The organism is Bradyrhizobium sp. USDA 241 (assembly GCF_049739505.1).
In the GTDB taxonomy this organism is placed as follows: Bacteria; Pseudomonadota; Alphaproteobacteria; order Rhizobiales; family Xanthobacteraceae; genus Bradyrhizobium; species Bradyrhizobium liaoningense.
The window spans coordinates 778378-803297 of record NZ_JBMGPZ010000002.1; the positions used below are offsets into that span (position 1 = coordinate 778378).

The 24920-nt window shown below is 63.7% G+C and carries 28 protein-coding genes and 3 pseudogenes; 17 read left to right on the forward strand and 14 right to left on the reverse strand.

Annotated elements, in window-relative coordinates; genetic code table 11:
- Window positions 1-95 precede the first annotated feature (95 nt).
- Complete coding sequence (locus ABIF91_RS04570) at window positions 96-803, forward strand: glutathione S-transferase family protein (RefSeq protein WP_028182198.1); 708 nt, start codon at window positions 96-98, stop codon at window positions 801-803.
- Between the two features lie 164 nt (window positions 804-967).
- On the opposite strand, the gene ABIF91_RS04575 is transcribed toward ABIF91_RS04570, so the two are convergent.
- Window positions 968-1402 carry a hypothetical protein gene (locus ABIF91_RS04575; RefSeq protein ID WP_028182197.1) on the reverse strand — a complete coding sequence of 145 codons (435 nt, stop codon included), beginning with the start codon at window positions 1400-1402 and terminating at the stop codon, window positions 968-970.
- 451 nt (window positions 1403-1853) lie between these two features.
- On the opposite strand from ABIF91_RS04575, the gene ABIF91_RS04580 reads away from it, so the two are divergent.
- The 3 genes from ABIF91_RS04580 (at window position 1854) to ABIF91_RS04590 (ending at window position 3135) form a co-directional block, all read left to right on the forward strand.
- Window positions 1854-2237 carry a RidA family protein gene (locus ABIF91_RS04580; RefSeq protein WP_028182196.1) on the forward strand — a complete coding sequence of 128 codons (384 nt, stop codon included), beginning with the start codon at window positions 1854-1856 and terminating at the stop codon, window positions 2235-2237.
- Between the two features lie 142 nt (window positions 2238-2379).
- Complete coding sequence (locus ABIF91_RS04585; RefSeq protein WP_028182195.1) at window positions 2380-2640, forward strand: hypothetical protein; 261 nt, start codon at window positions 2380-2382, stop codon at window positions 2638-2640.
- A 243-nt stretch (window positions 2641-2883) separates the two neighbouring features.
- Window positions 2884-3135 carry a hypothetical protein gene (locus tag ABIF91_RS04590; protein ID WP_028182194.1) on the forward strand — a complete coding sequence of 84 codons (252 nt, stop codon included), beginning with the start codon at window positions 2884-2886 and terminating at the stop codon, window positions 3133-3135.
- Window positions 3136-3222: 87 nt separating this feature from the next.
- On the opposite strand, the gene ABIF91_RS04595 is transcribed toward ABIF91_RS04590, so the two are convergent.
- The 3 genes from ABIF91_RS04595 to istA all read right to left on the reverse strand — a co-directional run bounded on the left by ABIF91_RS04595 (window position 3223) and on the right by istA (window position 6298).
- Entirely contained in the window at window positions 3223-3666 is a 444-nt protein-coding gene (locus ABIF91_RS04595) for a J domain-containing protein (protein ID WP_284281905.1), read from the reverse strand.
- Between the two features lie 102 nt (window positions 3667-3768).
- Window positions 3769-4536 carry an IS21-like element IS1631 family helper ATPase IstB gene (gene istB / locus ABIF91_RS04600; RefSeq protein WP_038952109.1) on the reverse strand — a complete coding sequence of 256 codons (768 nt, stop codon included), beginning with the start codon at window positions 4534-4536 and terminating at the stop codon, window positions 3769-3771.
- Between the two features lie 4 nt (window positions 4537-4540).
- Window positions 4541-6298, reverse strand: a complete 1758-nt coding sequence (gene istA, locus ABIF91_RS04605; protein ID WP_100214066.1) for an IS21-like element IS1631 family transposase — start codon at window positions 6296-6298, stop codon at window positions 4541-4543.
- Window positions 6299-6526: 228 nt separating this feature from the next.
- Between istA and ABIF91_RS04610 the strand changes: the two genes are divergently transcribed.
- On the forward strand, window positions 6527-7795 hold the full coding sequence (locus tag ABIF91_RS04610) for an IS256 family transposase (RefSeq protein ID WP_424578775.1): 1269 nt from the start codon (window positions 6527-6529) through the stop codon (window positions 7793-7795).
- Between the two features lie 277 nt (window positions 7796-8072).
- On the opposite strand, the gene ABIF91_RS04615 is transcribed toward ABIF91_RS04610, so the two are convergent.
- Window positions 8073-9416 carry an IS1380-like element ISBdi2 family transposase gene (locus ABIF91_RS04615; protein WP_208086440.1) on the reverse strand — a complete coding sequence of 448 codons (1344 nt, stop codon included), beginning with the start codon at window positions 9414-9416 and terminating at the stop codon, window positions 8073-8075.
- A gap of 501 nt (window positions 9417-9917) precedes the next feature.
- On the opposite strand from ABIF91_RS04615, the gene ABIF91_RS04620 reads away from it, so the two are divergent.
- A complete protein-coding gene (locus ABIF91_RS04620) occupies window positions 9918-10685 on the forward strand; it encodes an SDR family NAD(P)-dependent oxidoreductase (protein WP_028182394.1) in 768 nt (255 codons plus the stop codon).
- 265 nt (window positions 10686-10950) lie between these two features.
- Window positions 10951-11199: a helix-turn-helix domain-containing protein gene (locus tag ABIF91_RS04625; protein ID WP_028182395.1), complete on the forward strand. Its 249-nt coding sequence runs from the start codon at window positions 10951-10953 to the stop codon at window positions 11197-11199.
- Here ABIF91_RS04625 and ABIF91_RS04630 read toward each other — a convergent pair.
- Together ABIF91_RS04630 and ABIF91_RS04635 are read right to left on the reverse strand one after the other, a co-directional pair.
- The gene (locus ABIF91_RS04630; protein WP_035719811.1) at window positions 11196-11465 is read right to left on the reverse strand and encodes a hypothetical protein; all 270 of its coding nucleotides are present in this window, start codon (window positions 11463-11465) and stop codon (window positions 11196-11198) included. The two genes, ABIF91_RS04625 and ABIF91_RS04630, sit on opposite strands and share 4 nt — an antisense overlap.
- 220 nt (window positions 11466-11685) lie before the next feature.
- Entirely contained in the window at window positions 11686-12954 is a 1269-nt protein-coding gene (locus ABIF91_RS04635; protein ID WP_038952271.1) for an IS256 family transposase, read from the reverse strand.
- Between the two features lie 98 nt (window positions 12955-13052).
- Here ABIF91_RS04635 and ABIF91_RS04640 point away from each other — a divergent pair.
- Window positions 13053-13547: pseudogene (locus tag ABIF91_RS04640) on the forward strand (collagen-like triple helix repeat-containing protein); the annotation flags it as partial.
- A gap of 9 nt (window positions 13548-13556) precedes the next feature.
- Here the strand turns inward: ABIF91_RS04640 and ABIF91_RS04645 are convergent.
- Together ABIF91_RS04645 and ABIF91_RS04650 are read right to left on the reverse strand one after the other, a co-directional pair.
- Window positions 13557-13772, reverse strand: a complete 216-nt coding sequence (locus ABIF91_RS04645) for a hypothetical protein (RefSeq protein ID WP_028182408.1) — start codon at window positions 13770-13772, stop codon at window positions 13557-13559.
- 94 nt (window positions 13773-13866) lie between these two features.
- Window positions 13867-14136 (reverse strand): DUF2277 domain-containing protein, encoded by a 270-nt coding sequence (locus ABIF91_RS04650; protein ID WP_028182409.1) that lies wholly within the window; start codon window positions 14134-14136, stop codon window positions 13867-13869.
- 281 nt (window positions 14137-14417) lie between these two features.
- Here ABIF91_RS04650 and ABIF91_RS04655 point away from each other — a divergent pair, with 281 nt between their 5' ends.
- From ABIF91_RS04655 to ABIF91_RS04675, 5 genes and pseudogenes are all read left to right on the forward strand, one after another.
- Complete coding sequence (locus ABIF91_RS04655) at window positions 14418-14771, forward strand: hypothetical protein (protein WP_028182410.1); 354 nt, start codon at window positions 14418-14420, stop codon at window positions 14769-14771.
- 42 nt (window positions 14772-14813) lie between these two features.
- Window positions 14814-15302, forward strand: a pseudogene (locus ABIF91_RS04660) (IS630 family transposase); the annotation flags it as partial.
- Between the two features lie 49 nt (window positions 15303-15351).
- Window positions 15352-16578 (forward strand): IS256 family transposase, encoded by a 1227-nt coding sequence (locus ABIF91_RS04665; RefSeq protein ID WP_038960272.1) that lies wholly within the window; start codon window positions 15352-15354, stop codon window positions 16576-16578.
- A 73-nt stretch (window positions 16579-16651) separates the two neighbouring features.
- Window positions 16652-17248 (forward strand): annotated as a pseudogene (locus tag ABIF91_RS04670) (IS630 family transposase); the annotation flags it as partial.
- A gap of 84 nt (window positions 17249-17332) precedes the next feature.
- Complete coding sequence (locus ABIF91_RS04675) at window positions 17333-17935, forward strand: pyridoxamine 5'-phosphate oxidase family protein (RefSeq protein ID WP_028182393.1); 603 nt, start codon at window positions 17333-17335, stop codon at window positions 17933-17935.
- Window positions 17936-18061: 126 nt separating this feature from the next.
- On the opposite strand, the gene bfr is transcribed toward ABIF91_RS04675, so the two are convergent.
- The 3 genes from bfr to ABIF91_RS04690 form a co-directional block, all read right to left on the reverse strand.
- Complete coding sequence (gene bfr, locus ABIF91_RS04680; protein ID WP_024339472.1) at window positions 18062-18550, reverse strand: bacterioferritin; 489 nt, start codon at window positions 18548-18550, stop codon at window positions 18062-18064.
- A 131-nt stretch (window positions 18551-18681) separates the two neighbouring features.
- Window positions 18682-18954 carry a (2Fe-2S)-binding protein gene (locus ABIF91_RS04685; RefSeq protein WP_028182392.1) on the reverse strand — a complete coding sequence of 91 codons (273 nt, stop codon included), beginning with the start codon at window positions 18952-18954 and terminating at the stop codon, window positions 18682-18684.
- A 162-nt stretch (window positions 18955-19116) separates the two neighbouring features.
- A complete protein-coding gene (locus tag ABIF91_RS04690) occupies window positions 19117-19413 on the reverse strand; it encodes a hypothetical protein (RefSeq protein WP_028179904.1) in 297 nt (98 codons plus the stop codon).
- 130 nt (window positions 19414-19543) lie between these two features.
- Here ABIF91_RS04690 and ABIF91_RS04695 point away from each other — a divergent pair, with 130 nt between their 5' ends.
- Both ABIF91_RS04695 and ABIF91_RS04700 read left to right on the forward strand, forming a co-directional pair.
- Window positions 19544-19864 (forward strand): hypothetical protein, encoded by a 321-nt coding sequence (locus ABIF91_RS04695; RefSeq protein ID WP_028179903.1) that lies wholly within the window; start codon window positions 19544-19546, stop codon window positions 19862-19864.
- A 213-nt stretch (window positions 19865-20077) separates the two neighbouring features.
- Window positions 20078-20362 carry a hypothetical protein gene (locus ABIF91_RS04700; protein WP_028179902.1) on the forward strand — a complete coding sequence of 95 codons (285 nt, stop codon included), beginning with the start codon at window positions 20078-20080 and terminating at the stop codon, window positions 20360-20362.
- Window positions 20363-20443: 81 nt separating this feature from the next.
- Here ABIF91_RS04700 and ABIF91_RS04705 read toward each other — a convergent pair whose 3' ends face one another.
- Together ABIF91_RS04705 and ettA are read right to left on the reverse strand one after the other, a co-directional pair.
- Entirely contained in the window at window positions 20444-21670 is a 1227-nt protein-coding gene (locus ABIF91_RS04705) for a lytic murein transglycosylase (protein ID WP_028179901.1), read from the reverse strand.
- Between the two features lie 7 nt (window positions 21671-21677).
- Entirely contained in the window at window positions 21678-23327 is a 1650-nt protein-coding gene (gene ettA / locus ABIF91_RS04710; RefSeq protein WP_028179900.1) for an energy-dependent translational throttle protein EttA, read from the reverse strand.
- 233 nt (window positions 23328-23560) lie between these two features.
- Between ettA and ABIF91_RS04715 the strand changes: the two genes are divergently transcribed.
- Window positions 23561-23776: a hypothetical protein gene (locus tag ABIF91_RS04715; RefSeq protein ID WP_028179899.1), complete on the forward strand. Its 216-nt coding sequence runs from the start codon at window positions 23561-23563 to the stop codon at window positions 23774-23776.
- Between the two features lie 129 nt (window positions 23777-23905).
- Window positions 23906-24868, forward strand: coding sequence for a D-2-hydroxyacid dehydrogenase family protein (locus ABIF91_RS04720; RefSeq protein WP_028179898.1), 963 nt, complete (start codon window positions 23906-23908; stop codon window positions 24866-24868).
- Window positions 24869-24920 lie beyond the last annotated feature (52 nt).

Consider the following 24920-nt stretch of genomic DNA (forward strand, 5'->3'; position numbering starts at 1 on the left):
TCCGCTACGGCCATCCCACGACGTCAGATGCATTCACCTGGTATTGCGTCCTGCGCGGTGCCCCTGCATGCTGGCTCGGCCGCCAGGAGTGTCCCATGCTGACCCTCTACTCCTATCCCGAACTGTTCGGCGTCGCCGACAACAACGGCTACGGCCTCAAAGTCTACGCCTTCCTGAAGCTCGCGGGCGTGCCGTTCGTGCAGGAGCATGTCTTCGATGCCTCCGCCGCGCCGCGCGGCCAGCTGCCTTACGTCGTCGACGACGGCGAGACCATCGGCGACAGCGAGACGATCATCGCGCACGTGATCGCGAAATATCGGCTCGGCATCGATGCCGCGCTGTCGCCGGCGCAGCGCCGCACCGATCACCTGGTCACGCGCATGCTGGACGATCTCTACTGGGTGATGTCGTATTCGCGCTGGAAGGACGAGCGCTTCTATCCCGCGTTCCGCGATGCCTTCATCGCGCAGCATCCGCAGATCAACGCTGATGGCTTCGAGAAGGCGAAGGCGTACAACGCGCAGCGCTATCACTACCAGGGCATCGGCCGCTACACGCCCGAGCAGGCCTACGCGCGGGGGCTTGCCGATCTGCAGGTGCTGGCGCAGATCGTGCCGGCCGCGGGCTTCGTCCACGGCGCGGCGCCGACCAGCGTCGATGCCGGCATCTACGGCTTCATCGCCAACATCTACTATTTTCCGATCCCGACGCCGCTGAAGGCCTTCGTCGATACGCACGAAAATCTCGTCGCGCATTGCGAGCGGATTCATGAGATGGTGAGCGCGAAGTCCGCAGTCTCGTAGGGCAGGCAAAGCGAAAGCGTGCCCACAAGCGCCGTCACCGCGACCAAAGACCTCATCCAGAGGAGGCTGCGAAGCAGCCGTCTCGAAGGATGGCCGCCGGCGACCGCCGAGAGATGGTGGGCACGGCGCTTCTCGCGCCTTTGCCCACCCTACGGCACCGTCTTCTACCGCATCGTGATCGCAAGCCCGCTGAGATCCGCGTTCGCCATCAACCCGACCTGGTGACCCGTCAGCTCCAGCACTGCGCCCTTCTGGTTGGTCAGCACGATGGCGCGGGCGCCGCGGCCGACCGCAAGGCCGGCACCGGCGGCGCCGTAGACGCCGGCGACGTCCGAGGGGCGGTTGATGTTGGAAACGCGCCCGCGCAGCACGGTCTTGGAGCCGCCGAACACGAGGCCGTAGTCGAGGCCGCCGGTGGAGAGCGCATAGGAGCGGCCGCGGAAGTTCAGCACGCCCGAGCCGCCGGAGCCGCCGATGATCCAGCCCGCCTTGTAGATCGTCAGCGTCACGAAGCCGCTGTCGGCCCGCGCGGCGGTCGAGAGGCCGGCCAGGGCGACAATGGCGACCAGCGCGGCGCGGAAGGTGGATGCGAGCTTCATGGGTGTCTCCGGGGGCTATTCTTCAAGAGAGGAATCGAATCAGACGCGGCGAATGTATCCGATCGATCGCGGCGGCAACATGATGGGGCGCGGGCCTGATACGCGAGACGTAGCAGCGCATTCAACTGTCATCGCCCGGCTTGACCGGGCGATCCAGTATCCCAGAGGCGATCATGATTGAACCGCGGGGCCGCGGCGTACTGGATGCCCCGGTCGAGCCGGGGCATGACGACGGAGTTTGGGGCTACAGCACACCAACTTCCAGGATGCCATAATGCCCCTGTTTTGCCCGACGGAGCAAGCGGGGGTTTCGCCTTTCGCGAATTCTGGAAAACATCAATGATTTCCGTGCGGCGTCTACTGTGCATGGGGTTGTTTTCGCACTTTTTGTTTTGACCGCGCCGCGCCTGCCGCTACGCTGATGCCTCAGCGACCCTCCCGAGGTGACCCCATGCCGATCCAGCATTTCGCGCCCCCGCCGCACGTCAAGGCGCCGCCGCTGTCCTTTGCGACGCGCGTCGGCGATCTCCTGTTCGTCTCGGGCATTCCCGGCTTCGATGCCAATGGCGCGCTGCCCGACGGCTTCGAGGCCCAGTTCGCCAACGTCGTGGTCAACATCAAGCGCGTGCTGGGCGAGGCCGGCGCCAGCATGCGCGACCTCGTCAAGGTCAACGTGCTCCTGACCCGCGCCGCCGACGTCGCCGCCATGAACGCGCTCTATGCCGGCGCCTTCGGCCCGCCGCCCTATCCTGCGCGCACGACCTGCGTGGTGCAGGCCCTGCCCGATCCGAAGATGCTGATCGAGATCGAGGCGGTGGCGTCGCTTTCGAAGTGAGCGTGTGACTTGCCGGGCACGCGGCCAAACCAAATGCGCGGTTGCGTCTGACATGTCCGTGAGCGGCCGCTCCTCGGCTTGCAAAGGACCTGCTTTTACCGCACGAATTTTCCGATCCACTTCCCCCACAAGGAGATATTTCATGCGTCGCGCTCTCGCGCTCTGTGCCGTTGCCGGCATCGCTTCGTCCGCGTTCGCCGTGCCGGCCTCGGCGGCGGTCGGCTATTACGTGATCCGCTGGGACAACACCGGCATCTGCCAGGTCTGGAACGAGGACCTCAAGTACAAGCCGTTCCAAATCGGCGCGTCGACCTACAAGGTCGTCAGCAAGCCGCTTCCGACCTTCCAGCAGGCGTCTGACCTCCAGATCAAGTTGCGCGCCGAGCGCCGCTGCACGCTCTGAGCCCCGACGCGACGGGTCGCGTATACGGATGAGTTTTCACGGGGCGGACCGCGCGAACGGTCCGCCCTTCTCTTTTGCAGAAGCTGTTCAAATTGCGCATTTCCCGCAGCGGCTCTTTTGAACCTGACCGGCCGGCGGAACTACTCACATCTTGTCCGGGGCGCATTCCCAAATGCGTCCCGCGCCACCCCCTCCCGTCATTGTCGGGAGGCGCATCACGTCTTTCATTTTGAGGAGCTGATCATGCGTCGTATTTCCGTGCTGTGCGCTGCCGTCGGTCTTGCCGTCACCGCCTTCGCCGCCGCGAGCCCTGCCGAAGCCAGCTATCATCTGATCCGCTGGCAGGACAGCGGCTTCTGCCAGATCTGGGACGAGAGCATCCCGACCACGCCGTGGCCGGCGGGCTACCACCGCGCCAGCGCGAGCGTGCCGACCTTCATCGACGCCCTCGCCATGAAGGACGCCGCGCTCAAGAACGGCCAGTGCACCTGGTAACAATTCGATCGGCGGACGAACAGCCGGGCAGGACGCCAGCGTCCCTGCCCGTTTTTTTGTGCGGCGTGAACGAGAGCCGAGGCGCCCTCACGCGTCCTTGTGCGCGCCGGGATGGATCAGGAGATCGCGCGCGGCGGCGAGGTCGATGAAGGCTTCCGCGCTGCCGCCCCGGTCGGGATGCATGCCCTTGGCGGCGCGGCGATAGGCCTGGTTGATGTCCTCGCAGGTGAGCTGCACCGCGAGCGGCAGGCCGAGCACCTTGCGCGCGCGGTCCTCCCTGGACATCTGCTTCGGCATGGCGTTGCGGCGGCCGAAGCGCGGGGCGGAGAGATCGTGGACGACCTCGAGCACGACGCCGAGACGGCGCTGCGCCGCCAGCGTCACGCCATGATCGTCATTGTCCGCGGCCTGGCGCAGCACCGGCAGCGCCTGCTCGGCGGCCTGGCGCAGCGTGACGTCGCTGCTCATCCGCACGATCTCGGCGACGAGCCGGCCCGCCTCGGCCCAATCGGGCGCGTGCGCCGACCGCAGCCGTTCGAGAGCGAGTTTCCAGGAGTCCCCCGCGGGTCACTTCAAATTCCTCCGGGTGTGGTCAGTCAAATTCCTCCACCCGCGAGGCAGGACAAGGGACTGTTAGTTTGAGTTTGTTTCCCGGGCAAGAGCTTCAGCGGCTTCTTTGAGCCGATAGCTGCGTCCGTCGAACTCAAGCAGATGGCAATGATGCATAAGGCGATCGAGGATCGTCGTGCTCATAGTGTTGTCCCCAAGGTATGCCCCCCAATCCTGCACGACGCGATTGGAGGTGACGATGACGCTGCGGCGCAGTTTGTAACGCTGATGGATCAGGGTCTGCAGCAAAGTGCCGGCGTCGTCGGGGATGGCGCGTGCGAGGAATAGATCGTCCAGCACGAGGAGATCGCAGTCGATGATGGTTCGCAGCCGGACCTCGCGTTGTGCCGGAGAGTTCAGGGCGTAGCGGTGGAAGAAGTCGTCGGTCTCAAGATACTGGACCTTGTGGCTTTGCAGGATCGCCTGATAGGCAATCGCCTTGGCGATGTGCGACTTCCCGGTGCCAGGTTTGCCAACAAGCAGAGCGTTCTCGCCAGCGGCAATGAACGCCAGGGTGTGGAGCTGGAAGCAGGTCTGACGTGGCAGTTTGGGATTGAAGGACCAGTCGAACTCGGCGAGCGTCAGCTTTTCGTCGAGCCCGGATTGCTGGTATCGCCGCTCGATAAGACGGGACTGACGACGGTCCAGTTCATCCTGCAGGATAAGGGAGAAGGTCTCGAGGAAGGGCTGGTTGGCGCCCTGCGCCTGGAGCACGCGCGTCTGCAGCGTGTCGCGGACACCCGACAGGCGCAGCTGTCGTAGGCAACGCTCAATTTCCGGCATGGTCATCATGTGGCTAGGTCTCCAGTTTAAGGTGAGAAGGTGCAGCGGGAGCGCTCGTGGCGCCGGAGTTGGCCGGGGTTGCGCAGGCGACACGAGCGCGGATTGCCGTGGCGTGATCGTCGTGAGCCTCGGCCTGCCGACCATTGTCGTCGGCGTCGCGCCGCACAGCGCGGCTGAAGAGGTCGCCGTATTCCGCGGGGGTACGGATCAGCGGATGATCCTGGGTGAGCGGCGATGCCGGCTGTGGCGTCACTCCAACCTGCTCGATCGCCTGTTCGAACAACCGCTCGACGGTCGCACGCACGTGCTTGTAGCGGTAGATGCGGTTGTCGATGGCGTGCGCGCAGGCCTGCTCGACCAGCCGCGCCGGATACTTCCGGCCCAGCCCGACAATGCCCCACATCGCGCGCTGTCCGGGGCGCCCTTCGGTGTCGAACACCTGCTGGCACAAGGCCCTGGTCTGCGGTCCGATGCGCTCGGCGCTCGCCAGCAGCACGGCGGTTTGCCGCGACGGGTTGAACGGCCGTTCGCTGGTCGGCAGGACGACAGAACCGGGGTGCGCCATCCGGGAATGAACACGCAGCAGCGCACGGGTGTGGCGATCACGGATCTCGATCGTGGTGGTGTAGATGCGCACGACGACCTGGCTGCCGATCGGCGCGGGCCGCGCGGCGTAATAGCTGTTGTCGACGCGTACGGTGGTGTCGTCGCAGACAGTCCGGACGACTTCGGTGAAGATGCGGAAGGGAGCGACAGGCAGCGGCCGCAGGTGCGGCTTCTCTTCCTGGAACATCGCCTCGACCTGACGGCGCGTGCTGCCGTGGATGCGTTTGGAAGCCCAGTTCTCCTCCCAGTGCCTCAAGAACTCGTTTTGCGCCTCCAGCGTCTCGAAGCGCCGTCCGGCCAGCGCAGTGCCCTGGGTATGTTGAATCGCATTCTCGACGCATCCTTTCCGATTTGGATCGGCCACGCGCGCGGGATCGGCGACCACGGCGTAATGAGCCAGCATCGCGCTGTAAATCGGGTTGAGCTGGGGCTCGTACAAATCCGGCTTGAGGACGCCTTCCTTCAGGTTGTCGAGCACGACATAGCTGGGGACCCCGCCAAAATACCGGAACGCCTCTTCGTGGAGCTGCGCCCAGACTTGTTGGCTGGACTTCCAGACTACCCGCCGGAAGCTGCGCCGCGAGTAGCGTAGCGTCATCACGAACAGGCGGGGACGACGGTACCGCCCGCTCTTCGGATCAACCGTCGGCGCGCCCTCGCCATAGTCGACCTGAGCTTCCTCGCCGGGGAGGAACTCAAGACGATCAAACTGCTCAGGATCAGCGTGCCGCAACCGGCGCACAAACCGCTTGACACTCTGGTAGCTGGACGGAAAGCCAAATTGATCAACCAGGTCCTGGTAAATCGCCTGCGCGTTCCGCTTCAGCCGGACCTGTTCTTCGATCCACGTCCGATGCGCTTCGCAAGCCGAACGGGCCAGGCTGCTGGTGACCGTCGCTTCCGATGTCCCAAAAGCCGGTGGTCGGGGTGGAGGAATTTGGCCGTCCGCGCTCACCGAGCCGGTGGTCACTTCCCCGGGGGAATTTGCCTCCGCACCGGCCCGCAGCGCCTGATAACGCCGGATCGTCTTGCGATCGACACCCGTCAGCCGGTGAATCTCGCGCTGGCTGGTGTTGCGATCAAGTAATGTAAGTACGGTGCTTTGCAGATGTCGCTTCAAGACGTTCAACTCCCCGGCCCCTTGCTGGCTAAAGGGGTCGAACATAAACGTCCTGCCTGACCGGCTACTGCTGTTCAGCGGCGCTGACGGCGATCATCAGGTGGGGGAGTTTCAAGTGACCATACCCGGGGGATTTTGACCGACCCACGGGGCAGGAGTCCAGCCGTTCCATCATGGAGCTATGGCGGAATCTGGGTGATGACGGTGTGAGGAAGGCGGCGTATCGAGGCGGGTGACGAGCCTGCCAGAACCTCTCGAGGAGAGCGATACGCCATGACCGAGACTACCAATGTTCTTGCTTTCCGTCAGCCGTCCGCGGTTGATGATCCACTGACCGATATCGTTCGTGCCGGCGCGCGGGACCTGCTTGCCAGGGCGATCGAGATCGAGGTTGGCGCGTTTCTGGCCAGCACGGCCAATCTGACGCTGCCCGACGGTCGAGCGCGCCTGGTCCGACATGGGCACGGTCCGGTGCGCGAGATTGCGACCGGCATCGGTCCGGTGGAGGTCGCTCGTCCCAAGGTCCGCGACCGCGGAGCGAGCGGGCCAGGCGACCGCCTCCGCTTCAGTTCGGCAATCCTGCCGCTATGGGCGCGGCGGACGAAGAGCCTGGATGCCTTGATCCCGGTCCTCTATTTGCGCGGCATCTCGACCGGCGACTTCCAGGAGGCGCTCTCGGCGCTGCTCGGCAAGGATGCGCCGAACCTGTCGCCTTCGGTGATCGCCGGCCTGAAGGCCGATTGGCAGGTCGAGTACGAACGCTGGCAGAGACGCGATCTGTCGGCGCGTCGCTATGTCTACATCTGGGCCGATGGCGTGTACCTGCAGGCCCGCATGGAAGATCACAGCGAATGCATGCTGGTGCTGATTGGCACCACGCCGGAAGGCAAGAAGGAGCTGATCGGCTTCCAGGTCGGCGTGCGCGAGAGCGCGCAGAGCTGGCGCGAACTCCTGATCGACCTGCGGCAACGCGGGTTACGGATTGCCCCGCAACTCGCCATCGGCGACGGCGCCCTCGGCTTCTGGAAGGCACTGGACGAGGCCTTTCCCGGCACGCGGCACCAACGATGCTGGTGCCATAAAGTGAGCAACGTACTCGACAAGGTCGCCAAATCCGTGCAGGGCCCCATGAAGAACGACCTGCGGAACATCTATCTGGCCCCACACCGGGCCGAAGCTGAAACCGCGATCGACGTCTTCGTCGAGAAATACCACGTCAAATACGGACGTGCGGTGGAGTGCCTGATCAAGGATCGCCATGCGCTGCTCGCCTTCTTCGACTTCCCTGCTGAGCACTGGATCCACCTACGCAGCTCGAACCCGATCGAGAGCGTCTTCGCCACGGTGCGCCACCGAACAGTGCGGACCAAGGGATCGCTGTCGCAACAAACTGCGAAGCTGATGGTGTTCAAGCTCATCGACGCCGCATCGAAGATCTGGCGGCGATTGAAGAGCACGAACCAGTTGCCGAAAGTCATCGCCGGTGTAAAGTTCATCGACGGAATCGAAGTCATTCCGAACACTGAAAGCCACGCCGCCTGATCAGGCCGCGTCACCCAAAATCAGCCATAGCTCTCCATCATGCGCGCAACGTTTAGCAATCAGGATCAGTATGCCAAGGCCGCCGTTTCCGCCCTCTTAATTTCGAGTTAGCCCGTCCTATTCGTGAGAGTGCGGCTTTTGGGTCCGATTGATGCGGCCGCACATCTTGTCTGACGAGGCGCACAGGATTGCCTTCGGCTTTTCGCCGCCTGACGACCGGTACTTTGCAACGCGCTTGAGGGATGGGTTGGGCGAACGGGGGCGGACGCCCCGCCGGTCAAGGACCGAGCGGCAGCAGCGCGCCGGGCAAGCCGCAGATCAGGTCGGCTTCGGGACATGCCGCGGCAAACGCAAGGCGAATGCGGCTCGTGGTCTCGACGACACGGGCGGCGATTTTCAAGAGCCGAAGACGCAGCGTCGCGAACTCGGCAGCGGCCAATTCCCGGGCTTTGGGAATGGCGTCGCGCACGGTCAGCATCAGCCAATAAGCGGCCGTATGGAGCACGAGACGGACCTGGTTGGCGAGCGCCGAACGGCAGCTGGTGCGATCGGAGGCGAGCTGCGTCTTATGCAGCTTGATCAGATTCTCGGCTTGGCCGCGCGCGCAATACAGGCTGTCGTAGATCCACTCGGCCGAGCCGACATCGAGGCTGGTGACGACGAAGCGGATGTCGAGGCCGAGCATCGTCGCCTCAATACGGGCGACAGTGCGCCGTTCGCGATCCCAGGACTTTGCCTTGTGGCGCGTCTCGGTATAGCCACGCAGAACCGGCAGGTTCTCGATGGCGCGTCGCGTGCGGATGTCGTCGGCGACCTCGTCGACTTTTCTGGCGAGAGGCTTGGTGCCGGACAGACCGAAGATGTAGTCGATGCCGTTGGTCTCGCACCACGCCATTGCCTCCGGCCGGGCATAGTGCCCGTCGCCACGGAACGTAATTTGCGTGTTGTGCCATCGCGTCCGGATATGCCGTACCAGGCGGCGCAGATGGGCACGCACCTCGACGCCGCCCGGCGTCTTGCCGGGCCGCAGCACGACGGCCACGGGCCGGCTCTTCTCCGTGTCGTAGACGTGGATCGGCAGGAAGCAGCGTTCGTCATAATGAGCGTTGAACAGCGAGAGCTGCTGATGGCCGTGGACGACGTCGCAGGTATCATCGATGTCGAGCGTGACGGATGCCGGCTCGCGCGGGTAGCTATCCATCCATGCGTCGACCAAAGTGTAGGTCAGCCGGATCACGTCGCGCAGGCGCGGAGCATTCTCCAGCCGCGACAGCGTCGGCTGGGAACACAAATCCCGGCCCGTGTCCGGTAGGCGACCGCAGGCCAGCTTGAATGCCGGATCGGACCTCAGATGATCGAGGTCGTCGGCGTCCTCGTAGCCGCAGCAGATCGCGAACATGCGAGCGCGGAACATATCGACCAGGCTGTGCACGACCCGCGTCGGATCGCGCCGATCCGGGAACACCCGGGCCAGATTGTTGGCCAAACCGAGACGCCGCTCGGCCATCGCCAGAAGCATCACGCCCCCGTTCGAGGTTAGGCGCCCACCATCGAAGGCAGCTGTGACTTTCTTGGCGTGAACGGCTGGAAACGAGAAGGGCGGAATCGTATCGTCGGTCATGGCGGGCGTGGCGTTCGCGGTTGGAGGTGATGGGGTTGGCTTCGCAACCGAATCCTACGCCGCATCAGCGCTTTACCCCTCAGGCGCACTCTTACGAATAAGACGGGTTAAGTTGAAGAAAGATTGAGTGACTCCCGATCATTTCTGTGCCGAAACGTGGAGTCGCGGTCGTGCCGCGTCCAAAGAAACCGGCGCGAGCGGCCTATTAGACGCGGTAGGTGCTCAGCCTCCGAAACGAGACTATCAAGCATGAAGAGATCGAGCGCGAGGCAGAGGTTTTATTTGTGTTGAATTCTTGCTTCTCGATAGTGGTCTGAAATCGTATCATCGGTCATGGCGGGCGTGGCGTTCGCGGTTGAAGGTGATGGGGTGGCTTCGCAACCGAATCCTACGCCGCATCAGCGCTTTACACCACGCTCGCCAGCCTCTCAGGCGCCCTCTCGCGAATAAGACGGGTTAGCTTTTCGTGAAACTTCGAAAAGAAACCGGGAGGAATATGTCATGGCATTGCTCGCAAACCACATCGCCGTCGTCACGGGTGCCGGCTCCGGCATCGGCCGGGCGATTGCCGCCGGCTACGCGCGCGAGGGCGCGCAGGTCGTGCTGCTCGACGTCAACGCCGAGACGGTCGCGGAAGCGGCTGGGGAGATCCGGCAGGCGGGCGGCAGGGCCGAGAGCTTTCCGCTCGACGTCACCCGGCGCGAGGACTGCTTCGCGCTGGCCAAGCAGGTCGAGGGCAAGGTCGGACAGGTCTCGATCCTCGTCAACAATGCCGGCATCACCCGCCGCAACGCCTTCACCGCCGAGACCGAGACGGTGGCGAAGGACTGGAACGACATCATCTCGCTCAACCTCAACGGCGTCTTCAACATGACGCAGGCATTCCTCGCACCCTTGCGCGCGAGCAAGGGCCGCATCGTCAACATCGGCTCGATCCAGTCCTTCGTGCATCTGCGCACGCCGAGTTCGGCGGCCTACACGACTTCGAAGCACGGCGTGCTCGGCTTCACCAAGGCGCTCGCCGCCGAGCTCGGCAAGGAAGGCGTGCGCGTCAACGCGATCGGTCCCGGCTTCATCGAGACCAACATCAACGCCAATGTGCGCGCAACCAATCCGGCGCTGGTGCAGGCCTTCCTCGATCACACCCCGCTGGCGCGCACCGGCAAGCCCGAGGACATCGTCGGCCCCGCGATCTTCCTGGCATCGGACCTGTCGGCCTATGTCACCGGAACGATCGTGATGGTGGACGGCGGGTACCGCACGGTGTGAGGGACGCACGGCCTCTCGGCACACGATGTGTCATCGCCGGCGAAGTGGGGGATGACAGTGAGTTTGTCGCGCGAGATAGGTCCGCATCGCGATGCATCCTGCGCCAATCGCGGCGGCTTCGCGGCATTCCTGGGGTCAATTGGTGGGCTCGCTCCCGATTAACCATTCATTAACCAAACAGGACCACCGTGGAATTACGGCTTGGGGTCGTTGTTCTCGATCCGCTTCCAATGATGGAAGCGGGCGTTGATCGGGGAGTGTGTTGATGACCACTGTTCATGTCGCTGCGTCCGAATCGGGCGCGCAATTCCTAGCCCCTAACCAGATCGTTCCGATGCTGATCGGCGCCACGGTCGACGAGGTCGAGCGTGAGCTCGTGCTCCAGACGCTCGCACGCTGCGACGGCAACCGCACGCGCGCAGCGCGCGTGCTCGGCCTGTCGGTGCGCACGCTGCGCAACAAGATCAGGATCTACGCCGCCTCCGGCATCGACGTGCCTGCCTATCAGGACTAGCGGGTGACATCAGTCCGCCCGCGCCACAAGCGGCGCAGCTCGTGCCGCAGATACACGCCGGCGATGACCGCAAGCGCGATCATCGCGACCGAGGCGGCAATCAGCTCGACCGCGCGGAGCAGGAACGCCGTCATGACGGCCCATAACGGTTGCGGCTCCTCGGCGAATCCGACCGGCACGATATCGGGCACCAGCAGCTGAGCGAGGCCGAGCGAGACGACGAGAACGACAGCGAACAGGCAAAGGACTTTCCACGCTGCACGCATCGGTCGCTCCTCGCAAGCGGTGTGGCCGTGCGCGATCGATGACATGGCGGCTCGCCCCGACGATTGATGTTGATCAAGCCTGACACGGTGCGCGGGCAGAATTGCTGCTGTCGTCAAAGGCCGCTAAGTAGCTTGCTTCCGGTCAAGGGAGCAGTGGCGTGGCAGACGATCAGGGACGACGGCAGGGGAGCTATGGCTGATTTTGGGTGACGCGGCCTGATCAGGCGGCGTGGCTTTCAGTGTTCGGAATGACTTCGATTCCGTCGATGAACTTTACACCGGCGATGACTTTCGGCAACTGGTTCGTGCTCTTCAATCGCCGCCAGGTCTTCGATGCGGCGTCGATGAGCTTGAACACCATCAGCTTCGCAGTTTGTTGCGACAGCGATCCCTTGGTCCGCACCGTTCGGTGGCGCACCGTGGCGAAGACGCTCTCGATCGGGTTCGAGCTGCGTAGGTGGATCCAGTGCTCAGCAGGGAAGTCGAAGAAGGCGAGCAGCGCATGGCGATCCTTGATCAGGCACTCCACCGCACGTCCGTATTTGACGTGGTATTTCTCGACGAAGACGTCGATCGCGGTTTCAGCTTCGGCCCGGTGTGGGGCCAGATAGATGTTCCGCAGGTCGTTCTTCATGGGGCCCTGCACGGATTTGGCGACCTTGTCGAGTACGTTGCTCACTTTATGGCACCAGCATCGTTGGTGCCGCGTGCCGGGAAAGGCCTCGTCCAGTGCCTTCCAGAAGCCGAGGGCGCCGTCGCCGATGGCGAGTTGCGGGGCAATCCGTAACCCGCGTTGCCGCAGGTCGATCAGGAGTTCGCGCCAGCTCTGCGCGCTCTCGCGCACACCGACCTGGAAGCCGATCAGCTCCTTCTTGCCTTCCGGCGTGGTGCCAATCAGCACCAGCATGCATTCGCTGTGATCTTCCATGCGGGCCTGCAGGTACACGCCATCGGCCCAGATGTAGACATAGCGACGCGCCGACAGATCGCGTCTCTGCCAGCGTTCGTACTCGACCTGCCAATCGGCCTTCAGGCCGGCGATCACCGAAGGCGACAGGTTCGGCGCATCCTTGCCGAGCAGCGCCGAGAGCGCCTCCTGGAAGTCGCCGGTCGAGATGCCGCGTAAATAGAGGACCGGGATCAAGGCATCCAGGCTCTTCGTCCGCCGCGCCCATAGCGGCAGGATTGCCGAACTGAAGCGGAGGCGGTCGCCTGGCCCGCTCGCTCCGCGGTCGCGGACCTTGGGACGAGCGACCTCCACCGGACCGATGCCGGTCGCAATCTCGCGCACCGGACCGTGCCCATGTCGGACCAGGCGCGCTCGACCGTCGGGCAGCGTCAGATTGGCCGTGCTGGCCAGAAACGCGCCAACCTCGATCTCGATCGCCCTGGCAAGCAGGTCCCGCGCGCCGGCACGAACGATATCGGTCAGTGGATCATCAACCGCGGACGGCTGACGGAAAGCAAGAACATTGGTAGTCTCGGTCATGGCGTATCGCTCTCCTCGAGAGGTTCTGGCAGGCTCGTCACCCGCCTCGATACGCCGCCTTCCTCACACCGTCATCACCCAGATTCCGCCATAGCTCACGGCAGGGGCCTCAGGGTCCGCGCGGGCGGCAAGGCGAGCCGGGGCGGCCGGGGCCGCAGGGCCATCCGGGCCGGCGCGGCCCGGACGGGGCGCGCGGCAAGCCCGGACCGCAGGGCAAGCCGGGGCCGCTCGGAAAGGCTGGCCCGCCCGGCAAACCCGGTCCGCAAGGCAAGCAGGGCGAAGCCGGCCCGCGCGGCGCAGCCGGCGCGCCGGGACCTGCCGGGCCGCAGGGACCGACGGGGCCGCAAGGCCCGCGCGGCGAACCGGGTCCGCCCGGCCAATTGCCGTCGATCGAGCAAGTGCTGCCGTGGCTCGACCAGCTCTTCGACGCCTGGGACGAACGCCGCCGCCAGCGCGAGCGCGAAGCCGCTGAGCGCGAAGCGCTCGAGGCTGCTGTCCAGGAGCCAGACGAGACAATCGTCGATGACGAGAGCGATGACGGCGACGACCACAAGAAGAAAAAGAAAAAGAAGAAGCACGGCGACAAGGCCTAGCAGACGCATCTATTTCGGCCGATCCTCGTCTCGCGGCAACATGCCCATGCGCTCGAACTGCCAGCGCATCGCACGATACCAGAGGTAGCCGACCGCCGCGCCACACAGGGCGAGGATGACCATGTTCGCGCTCGAGAACGAGCCGCTCCACCACATCATCCACGCAGTCCACAGCAGCGTGAAGGCGATGGCACCTGCTTTCAGGGGAAGAAGGGGGCGGCTCATGGTCGTGCTCCGGGCGGTCAAAACCCCGGCCGACACCATCGCAAGCTGACGCAGCAGATACCGTGAGCCAGGTCACGGAGTGCGCTGTTCAGGCTCACGAACCGAAGCGCAATCGCGAGCGCTCTTTCGCCTTTTCCGCCTCGACCTCGCGGTCGCGCGCCGGCGCATGGGTATGCAGCGACGTCAGGAGTTTTCGTGCGGCCTCCGCGACCTCCGCCACCGCACGCTCGAACGCCGCCTCGTTCGCCTGCGACGGCCTGTTGAAACCGGACAGTTTTCGCACGAACTGCAGCGCACTGGCGTGGATCTCGTCCTCCGTCGCCGGCGGCTCGAAGTTGAACAGCGTCTTGATGTTGCGGCACATGCACTCTCTCCCGACGTTTTCTCGAAGACGAAGGTCCGGGCCGAAATCCTACATCCGCCTTCGCGCTTCTGCGAAGTTCCATCGCGCCATGCCGATCAACTCCGTGGCTGCGCACCGCCACAAGCTGTCTCATCTCGCAACGCATCATGTGCGGCGCCCCGCGCAGCGTATTATTTGAGCATGCATTGCGCCGACAGCTCGGGCTTAATTGCGCCGACGATACGAATCGGCGCGCGGGACAATCGCGCGCCAATGGCACGATACGCGATGAGGAGGATCGCATGCACAGGCTGGTACTGTGCGTCTGGCTGGCTGCAACGACAGCGCTGACGAGCGCGGCGTTCGCGTTCGACAACGGCCAATACGACCACGTCCCGCCCGATATCCGCGCCTGGTTCAAGAGCGTGATCGCGCCGAACGGCGTGCCCTGTTGCGACATCTCCGATGGCCATCGCACCGAATATGACGTGCGCGGCGGCGCCTATTGGGTGCCGATCGACGGACAATGGATGGAGGTGCCCGCGCGCGCCATCATCCGCGACCGCGGCAATCCGGTCGGCCAGGCCGTGGTGTGGTACGTCCACCATCGCGGCACCATCATCATCAGTTGCTTCGTGCCGGCGGATGCAGTCTAGTACCCACTTTTCTTGGAACGTGAGTCGTGATTCAAGGTCGGGATGATACCCGAAGCAAGAGAAGTCCACCTTTCGAGGAAAGATCGCAAGGTGCTTGAGGCGTGCTGTCGCTCACCGGTGACGTTGCAGCGCGATTTGAAGCGGGCGCGGATAGTTCTGTTGGCGGCGGATGGGCGCAGCACCCGGTCGATCGCCAAGGAAGTTGGGGTCCAGCCGCGGATTGTCAGCCTTTGGCGGCATCGCTATGCCGACCATGGCCTTGAAGGGCTGCAAGACAAGCCGCGGCCTGGCAAGCAGCCGATCTATACGAAGACGACCGACAAGCGGATTCTGAAGCTGCTGGATAAGCCGCCACCGCAAGGGTTTGCGCGCTGGACCGGCCCCCTGCTGGCCGAGGCGCTGGGCGATGTCGATGTCCAATATGTCTGGCGGTTCCTGCGCAGCCACAAGATTGACCTGGTGGCTCGCAAGTCCTGGTGCGAGAGCAACGACCCGAACTTTACGGCCAAAGCCGCCGAGAGGGTGTCAGTAACTCGGTGTAAGATGGTTTCTGTGAGTTTACCTTTGACAGGAGACTCACATGGCTACGGATTTTTCACCTGAGATTTTGGACCAGCTTCTTGCCGGGGGCAGCCTCAAGCCAGAAGACTTAGCCGGCGAAGACGGGCTTTTCAGACGACTGAAGAAGGCGCTTCTGGAGCGCGCACTGGGTGCGGAGCTGACCCACCACCTTGGCTATGAGAAGGGCGACCCGGCGGGCCGCGGGTCGGGCAACAGCCGCAACGGCACAAGCAGCAAAGCGCTGTTGACGGACGACGGCGAGATCGAGATCGAGGTGCCGCGCGACCGCGCCGGCACGTTCGAACCGGTGATCGTCGCGAAGGGCCAGACCCGCTTCGACGGCTTCGACGAGAAGATCATCAGTCTCTACGGGCGGGGCATGACGGTACGGGAGATCCAGGGCCATCTGGCCGAGCTCTACGGCACCGAGGTGTCCCCCGATCTGATCAGCAAGGTCACCGACGCGATTCTCGACGAGGTCCGCGAATGGCAGAGCCGGCCGCTGGAAGCGATCTATCCGGTGGTCTTCTTCGACGCGCTCAGGGTCAAGATTCGCGATGAGGGGATGGTCAAGAACAAGGCAGTCTACGTCGTGCTGGGCATCACTGCATCGGGCGAGAAAGACGTGCTCGGGCTTTGGATCGAGCAAACCGAAGGCGCCAAATTCTGGCTCAAGGTCATGAACGATCTGAGGAACCGCGGCGTCGCCGACATCCTGATCGCCGTCGTCGACGGTCTGAAGGGCTTTCCCGAGGCGATCAACAGCGTCTTTCCCAAGGCGATGGTCCAGACCTGCATCGTGCATTTGATCCGCAACAGCCTATCCTTCGTGTCCTGGAAGGATCGCAAGGCGATCCTTCCCTCGATCAAGGCGATCTATCATGCCGAGAATGCCGACGCCGCTCTGCTCAGGCTCGAGGACTTCGAAGCCGAGTGGGGCAAGCGCTATCCCGCGATCGGGGCGGCCTGGCGCCGGGCGTGGGAGCACGTCATTCCGTTCTTCGCCTTCGCGCCGGAGATACGCAAAATGATCTATACCACCAACGCGGTCGAGGCGCTGAACCGTTCGCTGCGCAAGATCATCAAAACACGCGGCAGCTTCCCCAACGACGAGGCGGCGATGAAGCTGCTTTACCTCGCCATCAGAAATGCCGGCATCCATTGGCGACGACCGGTTGCATGGACGGCCGCAATGGGCCAGTTTGCCATCCAGTTCGGCGAGCGCTTTGCAGGCTCAGCGGACTGACCCCATGGGGTCAGTCCGCTGACCCCGCAAACCCCTCACAGAGACGCTCTTACACAAAACTTCTGACACTCCCGCCGCCGATGTTGTCGGCCTCTATGTCGCGCCGCCGGCGAAGGCCATTGTGCTGTGCGTGGACGAGAAGCCCTCGATCCAGGCTTTGGAGCGAGCGCAGGGTTATCTGAAGTTGCCCAATGGCCGCGCCTTAACCGGCCAAAGCCACGATTACAAGCGGCATGGCACCACAACATTGTTTGCGGCGCTCGAAGTCGCCACCGGAAAGATCATCGCGACCCATTCAAAACGCCGGCGCCGCGTCGAGTTTCTCGATTTCATGAACAGCGTCACCGCGACTTTTCCGAACCGCAAGCTTCACGTCATCCTCGACAACCTCAACACCCATAAAAAGAACGAGGACTGGCTCAAGGCCCACCCCAACGTGCAATTTCATTTCACGCCGACAAGTGCGTCATGGCTCAATCAGGTCGAAGTATGGTTTTCCATCTTGCAGGGGCAGTCGCTCAGCGGCACCTCCTTCACGAGCCTCAAGCAGCTTCAGGAACACATCGATGCCTACGTCAACGCATACAACGACAGAGCCGAGCCCTTCGTCTGGACCAAGAAAAAGGTCCGTCAACGCCGTTTCAAAGGCCGCCGTATCACTCAGCTCTGATTCCGGGTACTAGCGCGCCGGATTTCGTTGGCTGGGGGCGCCTGATCGGCTAGCTTCAGGACAAGCTGATACGGAGGCACGCCGTTGACCGATCTTAGCGCCGAAGACCTCGTCGCCATCTACGCCAAGCCGACCCCGCGCGTGATCGCGAAGGCGCGGCCGGCGATTGATGCGCATGCGAGGAAGTTCATTGAGATGTCGCCGTTCTGCGTGCTCGCGACTTCGGGCGCGGACGGCAGTGTCGACGCCTCGCCGCGCGGCGGCGGCATCGGCTTCGTCCACGTCGCCGGTCCCAACCAGCTGTTGATGCCCGACCGCTCCGGCAACAACCGCATCGACAGTTTTCGCAACGTCGTCGAGGGCTCGGGCTTCGTGCAGCTGCTGTTCTTCGTGCCGGGGATCGACGAGACGCTGCGCGTCGGCGGACGCGGCACGCTCTCGGCCGATCCGGATCTGCTCGCCGCAATGGTGGAGTTCGGCAAGCCGCCCCGCGCGGCGCTGAACGTTGCGGTCAGCGAGGTCTATTTCCACTGCGGCAAGGCGCTGATGCGCTCGAAGCTGTGGTCATCCGAGAAGGTACAGCGATCGGTGATGCCGAGCATCATCGAGGTCATTCACGACCAGACGGGCTTGGGAGAACCGGAGAGCCAGGAGATCGTGGAAGAGCGCTACAAGACGCAGCTGTAGGTGATGCGTTCGCCACACGCTGCCATGTCCGGGCTTGTCCCGGACATCCACGTCTTTCTCGTGGCAGCAACACGTGGATGGCCGGGTCAGGCCCGGCCATGACGAATGGAGAGAGGCGGAGGGAGCTTAATGCCCCTCGCCCTCGAGCCCGCCGACGTGCTTCTGGGTGTAGAGCTCGAGGCCGATGCGACCAATCAGGTCGAGCTGGGTTTCCAGGAAGTCGATGTGGTGCTCCTCGTCGCTCATCAGCTTCTCGAACAGGTCACGCGTGACGTAGTCCTTGGCGCCGTGGCAGTAGGTCGCCGCTTCCTGGTAGAGCGCACGCGCGCTCATCTCGGCGGCGAGATCGCATTCGATGATCTCCTTGACGTTCTGGCCGATGCGCAGGGGATCCAGCACCTGCATGTTCGGAAAGCCGTCGAGGAACAGGATGCGCGCGGTGAGCTTGTCGGCATGCTCCATCTCCTCGATGGACTCCTTGCGCCAGACCTTGGCCATGTCCAGCAGGCCCCAATTGTCGAGGAAGCGGTAGTGCAGCCAGTACTGATTGATCGCAGTCAGCTCGTGACGCAGTGCCTTGTTGAGATAGTCGATGACCTTCGCGTCGCCCTGCATGGTTCACTCCAGCTTTGCAGTCCAAATCGGCCCTAACCGAATTTAGAATTCTTCTAAATGAGTTTGCGCAGGCCGGCAACCGGCTATGCGGACGCAGCCGGGGAAAAGCTCAGCTGAGGATGCGGAAGTTTTCAGCAGGCCGCGAGGGCGAACTGGGCGGGTTCGGCCGTCTCGTCATTGGCGGCAACGGTATGGCCATGGGGACAGCCCGCGCAGCAAGACTGGGCGCAGGGGCCAAGCGCTTCGTCGATGATGGTCTTGATGGTCCGGGCACAGCGGCCGCATTCGGCGCTACAGCCGAGACACCCATAGACCTGCTTGGCATGGCGCACGGCGTCGTCAGACTCGGCGACGGCGGCGCGGATGTCCTCATCACTCAGCACGTTACAGGAACAAACGATCATGGAAGCGGCAGGCCCTTCGGTGATGCGCCATCATCGATATTTAACGGGCCGGCCGGATGCAAAAGGAAAAAGCGGTATTTGAAGTTATTCCAAACTGGCCCGGCAATCAGCCTAGAACGGCTCTAAAATCAGGTGTTGCGGTTGATCAAGCTTGTGGCGGAGCTAGTCGCCGCCACCGCCTCCACCACCATCGCCACCTCCGCAGTCCCCGCCATTGCTGCCGCCGTCGCTGCTGGAACAGCTGCCGCCGTCGGTCGAGCTCCCCGAACGGTCGCTGGAGAACCAGCTTCCCAACGAGAGGCCGTCGCTTGTCCCCATGTAGGTGTCGGCACCACTACCACCGCCGGCCCCGGCACGCGTGCGCCGCCGGCCCCGGTTCTGGAGGTGAGCGATCCAGCCGTAGCCGATCGCGAAGACGACCCCAGCAGCAATCAATGCATTGACCATCGCGTTCCCCATCAGCGTCTCCTGATGAAAGTGGGGCCCATGCCGGTTGGTCGTCTCCGGCAAAGGGCCGTTCATTGATCATTCAAGCGAAGTATGGAACCTTGTGCCCCAAAGAGTTCCCACGTGTGATAAGGTCAAGCGCATGAAGAAGTCGCTCCTGGCAGTCGCTGCCGTCCTCACTCTGGCCCTGACGGCCGGCACACCCGCCCATGCCCAGCGCGGTGTCGCAGCGGGCGTGGCGGCCGGGATCATCGGCGGCGCCATCGTCGGTGGCGCACTGGCCTCTCCGTATTATTACGGACCAGGTCCCGGCTATTACGAACCGGGCTACTATCCGCCCCGCTACTACGCCCCCGGTCCGGGCTATGTCGCCGACGACTATTACGGCAACTGCGTCTGGCAGAAGCAGCGCTTCTGGGACGGCTATGCCTGGCGCGTCCGCCGCGTCAGAGTTTGTGGCTGAGGCGCGCTTAACCGGTTCACTACGGATGCGCCGTTCATCTCAGAGCCCGAAAAAGACCGCTTTTTCTCGTCACAGCTCTGTGTGCGTTTACCGTGGATTGACCATTTGCGCGCTTCCTAACCGCAAGGCCAAATTCCATCAGAGTGTGCGTGAACCTTTGAAACCCGGGCCATCCCTTATAGGGGAAGTCCATCTCCCAGGAGAGCCAAGAGCATGAAGAAGACTTTGGTTGCCGCCCTCACGGTTGCAACGGTCGCCGGTTCGCTGGTGACCGCAACGCCGCCGGCGAAAGCCGGTGACAACATCGGTGCCGGTATCGCGGCCGGGCTGATCGGTGGCGCCATCGTAGGCGGCGCCATCGCGTCGAGCCGTCCGGCCTATGGTGGTCCCGTTTACGTGGCCGAGCCCGGCCCGCCGCCCCCGCCCTGCTACTGGCAGCGCCAGCGCTATTGGGACGGCTATGGCTGGGTCGTTCGCCCGGTTCGCGTCTGCTACTGATCTGATCGCACGGCGCTCGCAAGCGCCGCGATCAAAGCCCGGCCGAGACCATCGGCCGGGTTTTTTCTTTTGGTCCTTGCGCTATCGCCCCGCCTGGATCGAGCGCAGCACCTCTTCGCTCGGCCAGCAATCGACCTTGAGGCCGGCCGACTTCTGATAGGCGCCGAGCGCGGCGCGCGTCTGCATGCCGGCCTTGCCGTCGATCTTGTCCTTGTAGAGCCCGACGCGCGTCAGCTCGCGCTGCATGGTCTCGACGTCTTTCGTGCGCAGCTGCTTCGAAGCCGACCATGGCGTCGCGAATGGCAGCGGGCTGGTCATCCGGTCGCTGAGATGGCCGACGAACAGCACGTAGAGGTCGGAGAAATTGTACTCCTTGATCACGAAGTAATTCTTCGTGGTCAGAAACGACGGGCCGTAGATGCCTTCCGGCTGGAGCAGCGAGGCCTGCTGGGCCTGCTCGGCAGCGCCGAGTTTCTGGCCACGCACCGGCACAAAGCCTTCGCGCAGCCATTGACCGATCGGCTTCGTCACCTCCGGTACGCCCGTGGTGCAATCGACCTTGGCCGGCGCCTGCACTTCGTAGGCCCAGCGCACACCGCTTTGCCAGCCTTTGTTGACGAGCTGCTGCGCAGCAGAGGCCAGCGCATCCGGCACCGAATGCCAGATGTCGATGCGACCGTCGCCGTCGAAGTCGACGCCGTGCTTGTAATATTCGGATGGCAGGAACTGCGTCAGGCCGGTCGCGCCGGCCCAGGACGAGCGCATGTCCTTGCGCGTGACAACGCCCTCGCCGAGGATCTTGAGCGCGAAAATGAACTCGTTGCGATACTGATCCTTGCGGCGTCCGACATAGGCCTGCGTCGCCAGCACACGCACCAGATCATGGGGCAACGTGTGGCGGCCATAGTCTGTCTCGCGACCCCAGATCGCGAGCATGACGGTGGCCGGCACGCCGGACTTCTTCTCGATCTCGGTCAGCGCGGTGCGATATTTTTGCAGCAGTCGCTGCCCCTCGCCGGCGAGCCGCGCGATCGACGCTTCCCTGACGTAGTCGGCCGGCACCTGCACGAACTCGGCCTGCGACGGCGCGCCGGTCGCAGGCCGGCCCGGCAGAAGCAGGTCGGGCAGCTTGTAATCAGGCTCGAGCCCGCGCGTCTCTCGCTCGAAGGTCGCGCGCGAGACGCCCGCGGCCTGCGCTTCCGGCCAGAGCGAAGCGATGAATTGCGTGAAGGCGGCGTCTGCTGCGCGGGCGGACGACCAGCCGCAGGTGACCACGATCACCGCAGCGATGAGCGCCCGCCGCATCATGCCGCCATCACCGCGTCAGCTTCTTGTACTTCACGCGGTGCGGAATGATGCTGTCCTGGCCAAGGCGGCGCATCTTGTCCTTCTCGTAGTCCTGGAAGTTGCCCTCGAACCATTCGACATGGCTGTCGCCTTCGAATGCCAGGATGTGGGTCGCGATACGGTCGAGGAACCAGCGATCGTGGCTGATGATGACGGCGCAGCCGGCGAAATCCTCCAGCGCCTCTTCGAGCGCGCGCAGCGTATCAACGTCGAGATCGTTCGTCGGTTCGTCGAGCAGCAGCACGTTGGCGCCGGACTTCAGCATCTTGGCGAGATGAACGCGGTTGCGTTCACCGCCGGAGAGCGCACCGACCTTCTTCTGCTGGTCCGCGCCCTTGAAGTTGAACGCCGAGCAATAGCCGCGCGAGTTCACTTCCTTCTTGCCGAGCAGGATCAGCTCGTTGCCGCCGGAAATCTCCTCCCAAACGGTCTTCTTGCCGTCGAGCGCATCGCGCGACTGGTCGACATAGCCGAGATGCACGGTCTCGCCGACCGTGATCGTGCCCGCGTCCGGCTTCTCCTGGCCGGTGATCATCCTGAACAGCGTGGTCTTGCCGGCGCCGTTGGGGCCGATCACGCCGACGATGCCGCCGGGCGGCAGCTTGAACGTGAGATTGTCGATCAGGAGGCGATCGCCAAAACCTTTGCTGAGGCCTTCGAAGTCGACCACGTTGGCGCCGAGCCGCTCGGCGACGGGAATAATGATCTGCGCAGTCTGGGTCTGCTTCTCGCTCGCCTTCTTGAGCAGCTCCTCGTAGCGCTGATAGCGTGCCTTCGACTTGGCCTGGCGCGCCTTCGGCGAAGATGCGACCCATTCCTGCTCGCGGGCGAGCGTCTTCTGGTGTGCCGCGTCCTCGCGTCCCTCCTGCTCCAGGCGCTTCTGCTTCTGCACCAGCCAGGACGAGTAGTTGCCCTCGTAGGGAATGCCTCGGCCGCGATCGAGCTCGAGGATCCAGCCGGTAACGTTGTCGAGGAAGTAGCGGTCGTGGGTGACGATCAGGATCGCGCCGGGGTAGTTGCGCAGGTGGCCTTCCAGCCACGACACGGACTCGGCGTCGAGATGGTTGGTCGGTTCGTCCAGCAGCAAGAGTTCGGGCTGGTCGAGCAGCAGCTTGCACAGCGCGACGCGGCGGCGCTCGCCGCCGGAGAGCTTGGTCACGTCGGAGTCATCGGGCGGGCAGCGCAAGGCGTCCATGGCCTGGTCGACCTTGCTGTCGAGATCCCACAGGCCCTGGGCCTCGATCTCGTCCTGGAGCTTGGTCATCTCGTCGGCGGTCTCGTCGGAATAGTTGACCGCGAGCTCGTTGTAGCGATCGAGGATCGCCTTCTGCTTGGCGACGCCCTGCATGACGTTCTCGCGCACGGACAGCTTGGGATCGAGCTGTGGCTCCTGTTCGAGATAGCCGACGCGGGCGCCCTCTGCGACCCAGGCCTCGCCGGTGTATTCCTTGTCGAGGCCAGCCATGATCTTGAGCAGCGTCGACTTGCCCGAGCCGTTGACGCCGAGCACGCCGATCTTGGCGTCGGGGTAGAAGCTCAGGTGGATGTTATCGAGCACCTTCCGGGTCGGGTAGCTCTTGGTCAGGCCCTGCATGAAATAGATGAACTGGCGCGCCATCGGTCCCGTGACACCTTCGATTTGAGGAAATTTGCTTGCCGCCGATGTAACGATCCCGCCCCAAAAGGGCAATGTTTTCCGTCCGTTCACCACGGATGAATACGGAATGGACACCATCCGGACGCCAATCCGGACAATTGAAACTATCTTTTAATAAATCAGGCCGAAAGCTCGCTTTCGCGCGGAAACAGCGCCGCCCGCCAGAATGAACGGGAGCACAGCGAGGCCGCATCATGGCTCTGATCGAGACGCATTCTCATCCTGTTCCGGCAGGAGCCGGCCACGTCTTCGGGTTCGTTTCGGAGGTCAAGGGCTTCTGGAAGCGCTTCTTCGCCACCGCCTTCAATCCCTACCGGCCCGAACTGCACTACATGCGTGGACCCGGTCCCGCCTGGCGCGCCAAGCACGGCATGGATGCGCCGTTCCGCCTGAAGCCGCGCGATCTCTGAGCGTCTCCTCCCTATCGGACTTTTGAAGTCGTCAGCTGCTTGCGCACAGGTGTGATTGCGCGCAACCATGGCCGGGCTCCCACGACGGTGCCCGCCTGCGCCGTCATCTCTTGCCATGGATGAATGCTGATGAGCCGGCTGCGCTGTGCAATTCTCGACGATTATTTCAACCTCGCGCTCGACGTTGCCGACTGGCAGAAACTGTCCGACCGGGTCGACGTCACCGTGTTCAGCCATCCCTTCGCTTCGGAGCAGGCCGCAGCGAGCGCACTGGCGGACTTCGACGTCATCTGCGCGATGCGCGAGCGCACCGCGTTCCCCAAGAGCCTGTTCGAGAGCCTACCGAAGCTGAAGCTGCTGCTGACCTCGGGCATGCGCAACGCTTCGATCGACATGGAGGCCGCGAAGGCGCGGGGCATCGCCATCGGCGGCACACAATATTCGCGCGATCCGACGGCGCCGCTCACCATGGGCCTGATCCTGGAACTGACTCGCGGCATCGGCCGCGAGAATGCCCGCATGCATGCGGGCGAGCCCTGGCAGAGCTTTGCCGGCGTCGAGATCGAAGGCACGACGCTCGGCATCGTCGGGCTCGGCAAGCTCGGCAGCAAGATGGCGGGCATTGCGAAGGCGTTCGGCATGAACGTGATCGCCTGGAGCCCGAACCTCACGCCGGAGAAGTGCAAGGAGGCCGGCGTCGGCTACGCCACCAAGGAGGAGCTGTTCGCCAAGGCCGACATCGTAACCATCCATGTGGTGCTGAGCGAGCGTTCGCGCGGGCTGGTTGGAGCTGCCGATCTCGCCCGGATGAAGCCGACCGCCTTTCTCGTCAACACCGCGCGCGGGCCGATCGTGGACGAGCAGGCGCTGCTCGAAACGCTGCAGCAGAGGAAGATCGCAGGCGCCGGCTTGGATGTGTTCTCGGTCGAGCCGCTGCCGGTCGATCATCCCTTCCGCAAGCTCGACAACCTCGTGCTGACGCCACACCTCGGCTACGCCACGGCGGACGGCTTGCGCATCCATTACGGCCAGATGGTCGAGGCGATCGACGCCTTCACCAGGGGCGGCGAGCTGCCGCGCAGGCTGGCCTGAAATGAAAAGGGCGCGCCGACGGCACGCCCTTTCCGCAATCTGGTAGGCACGA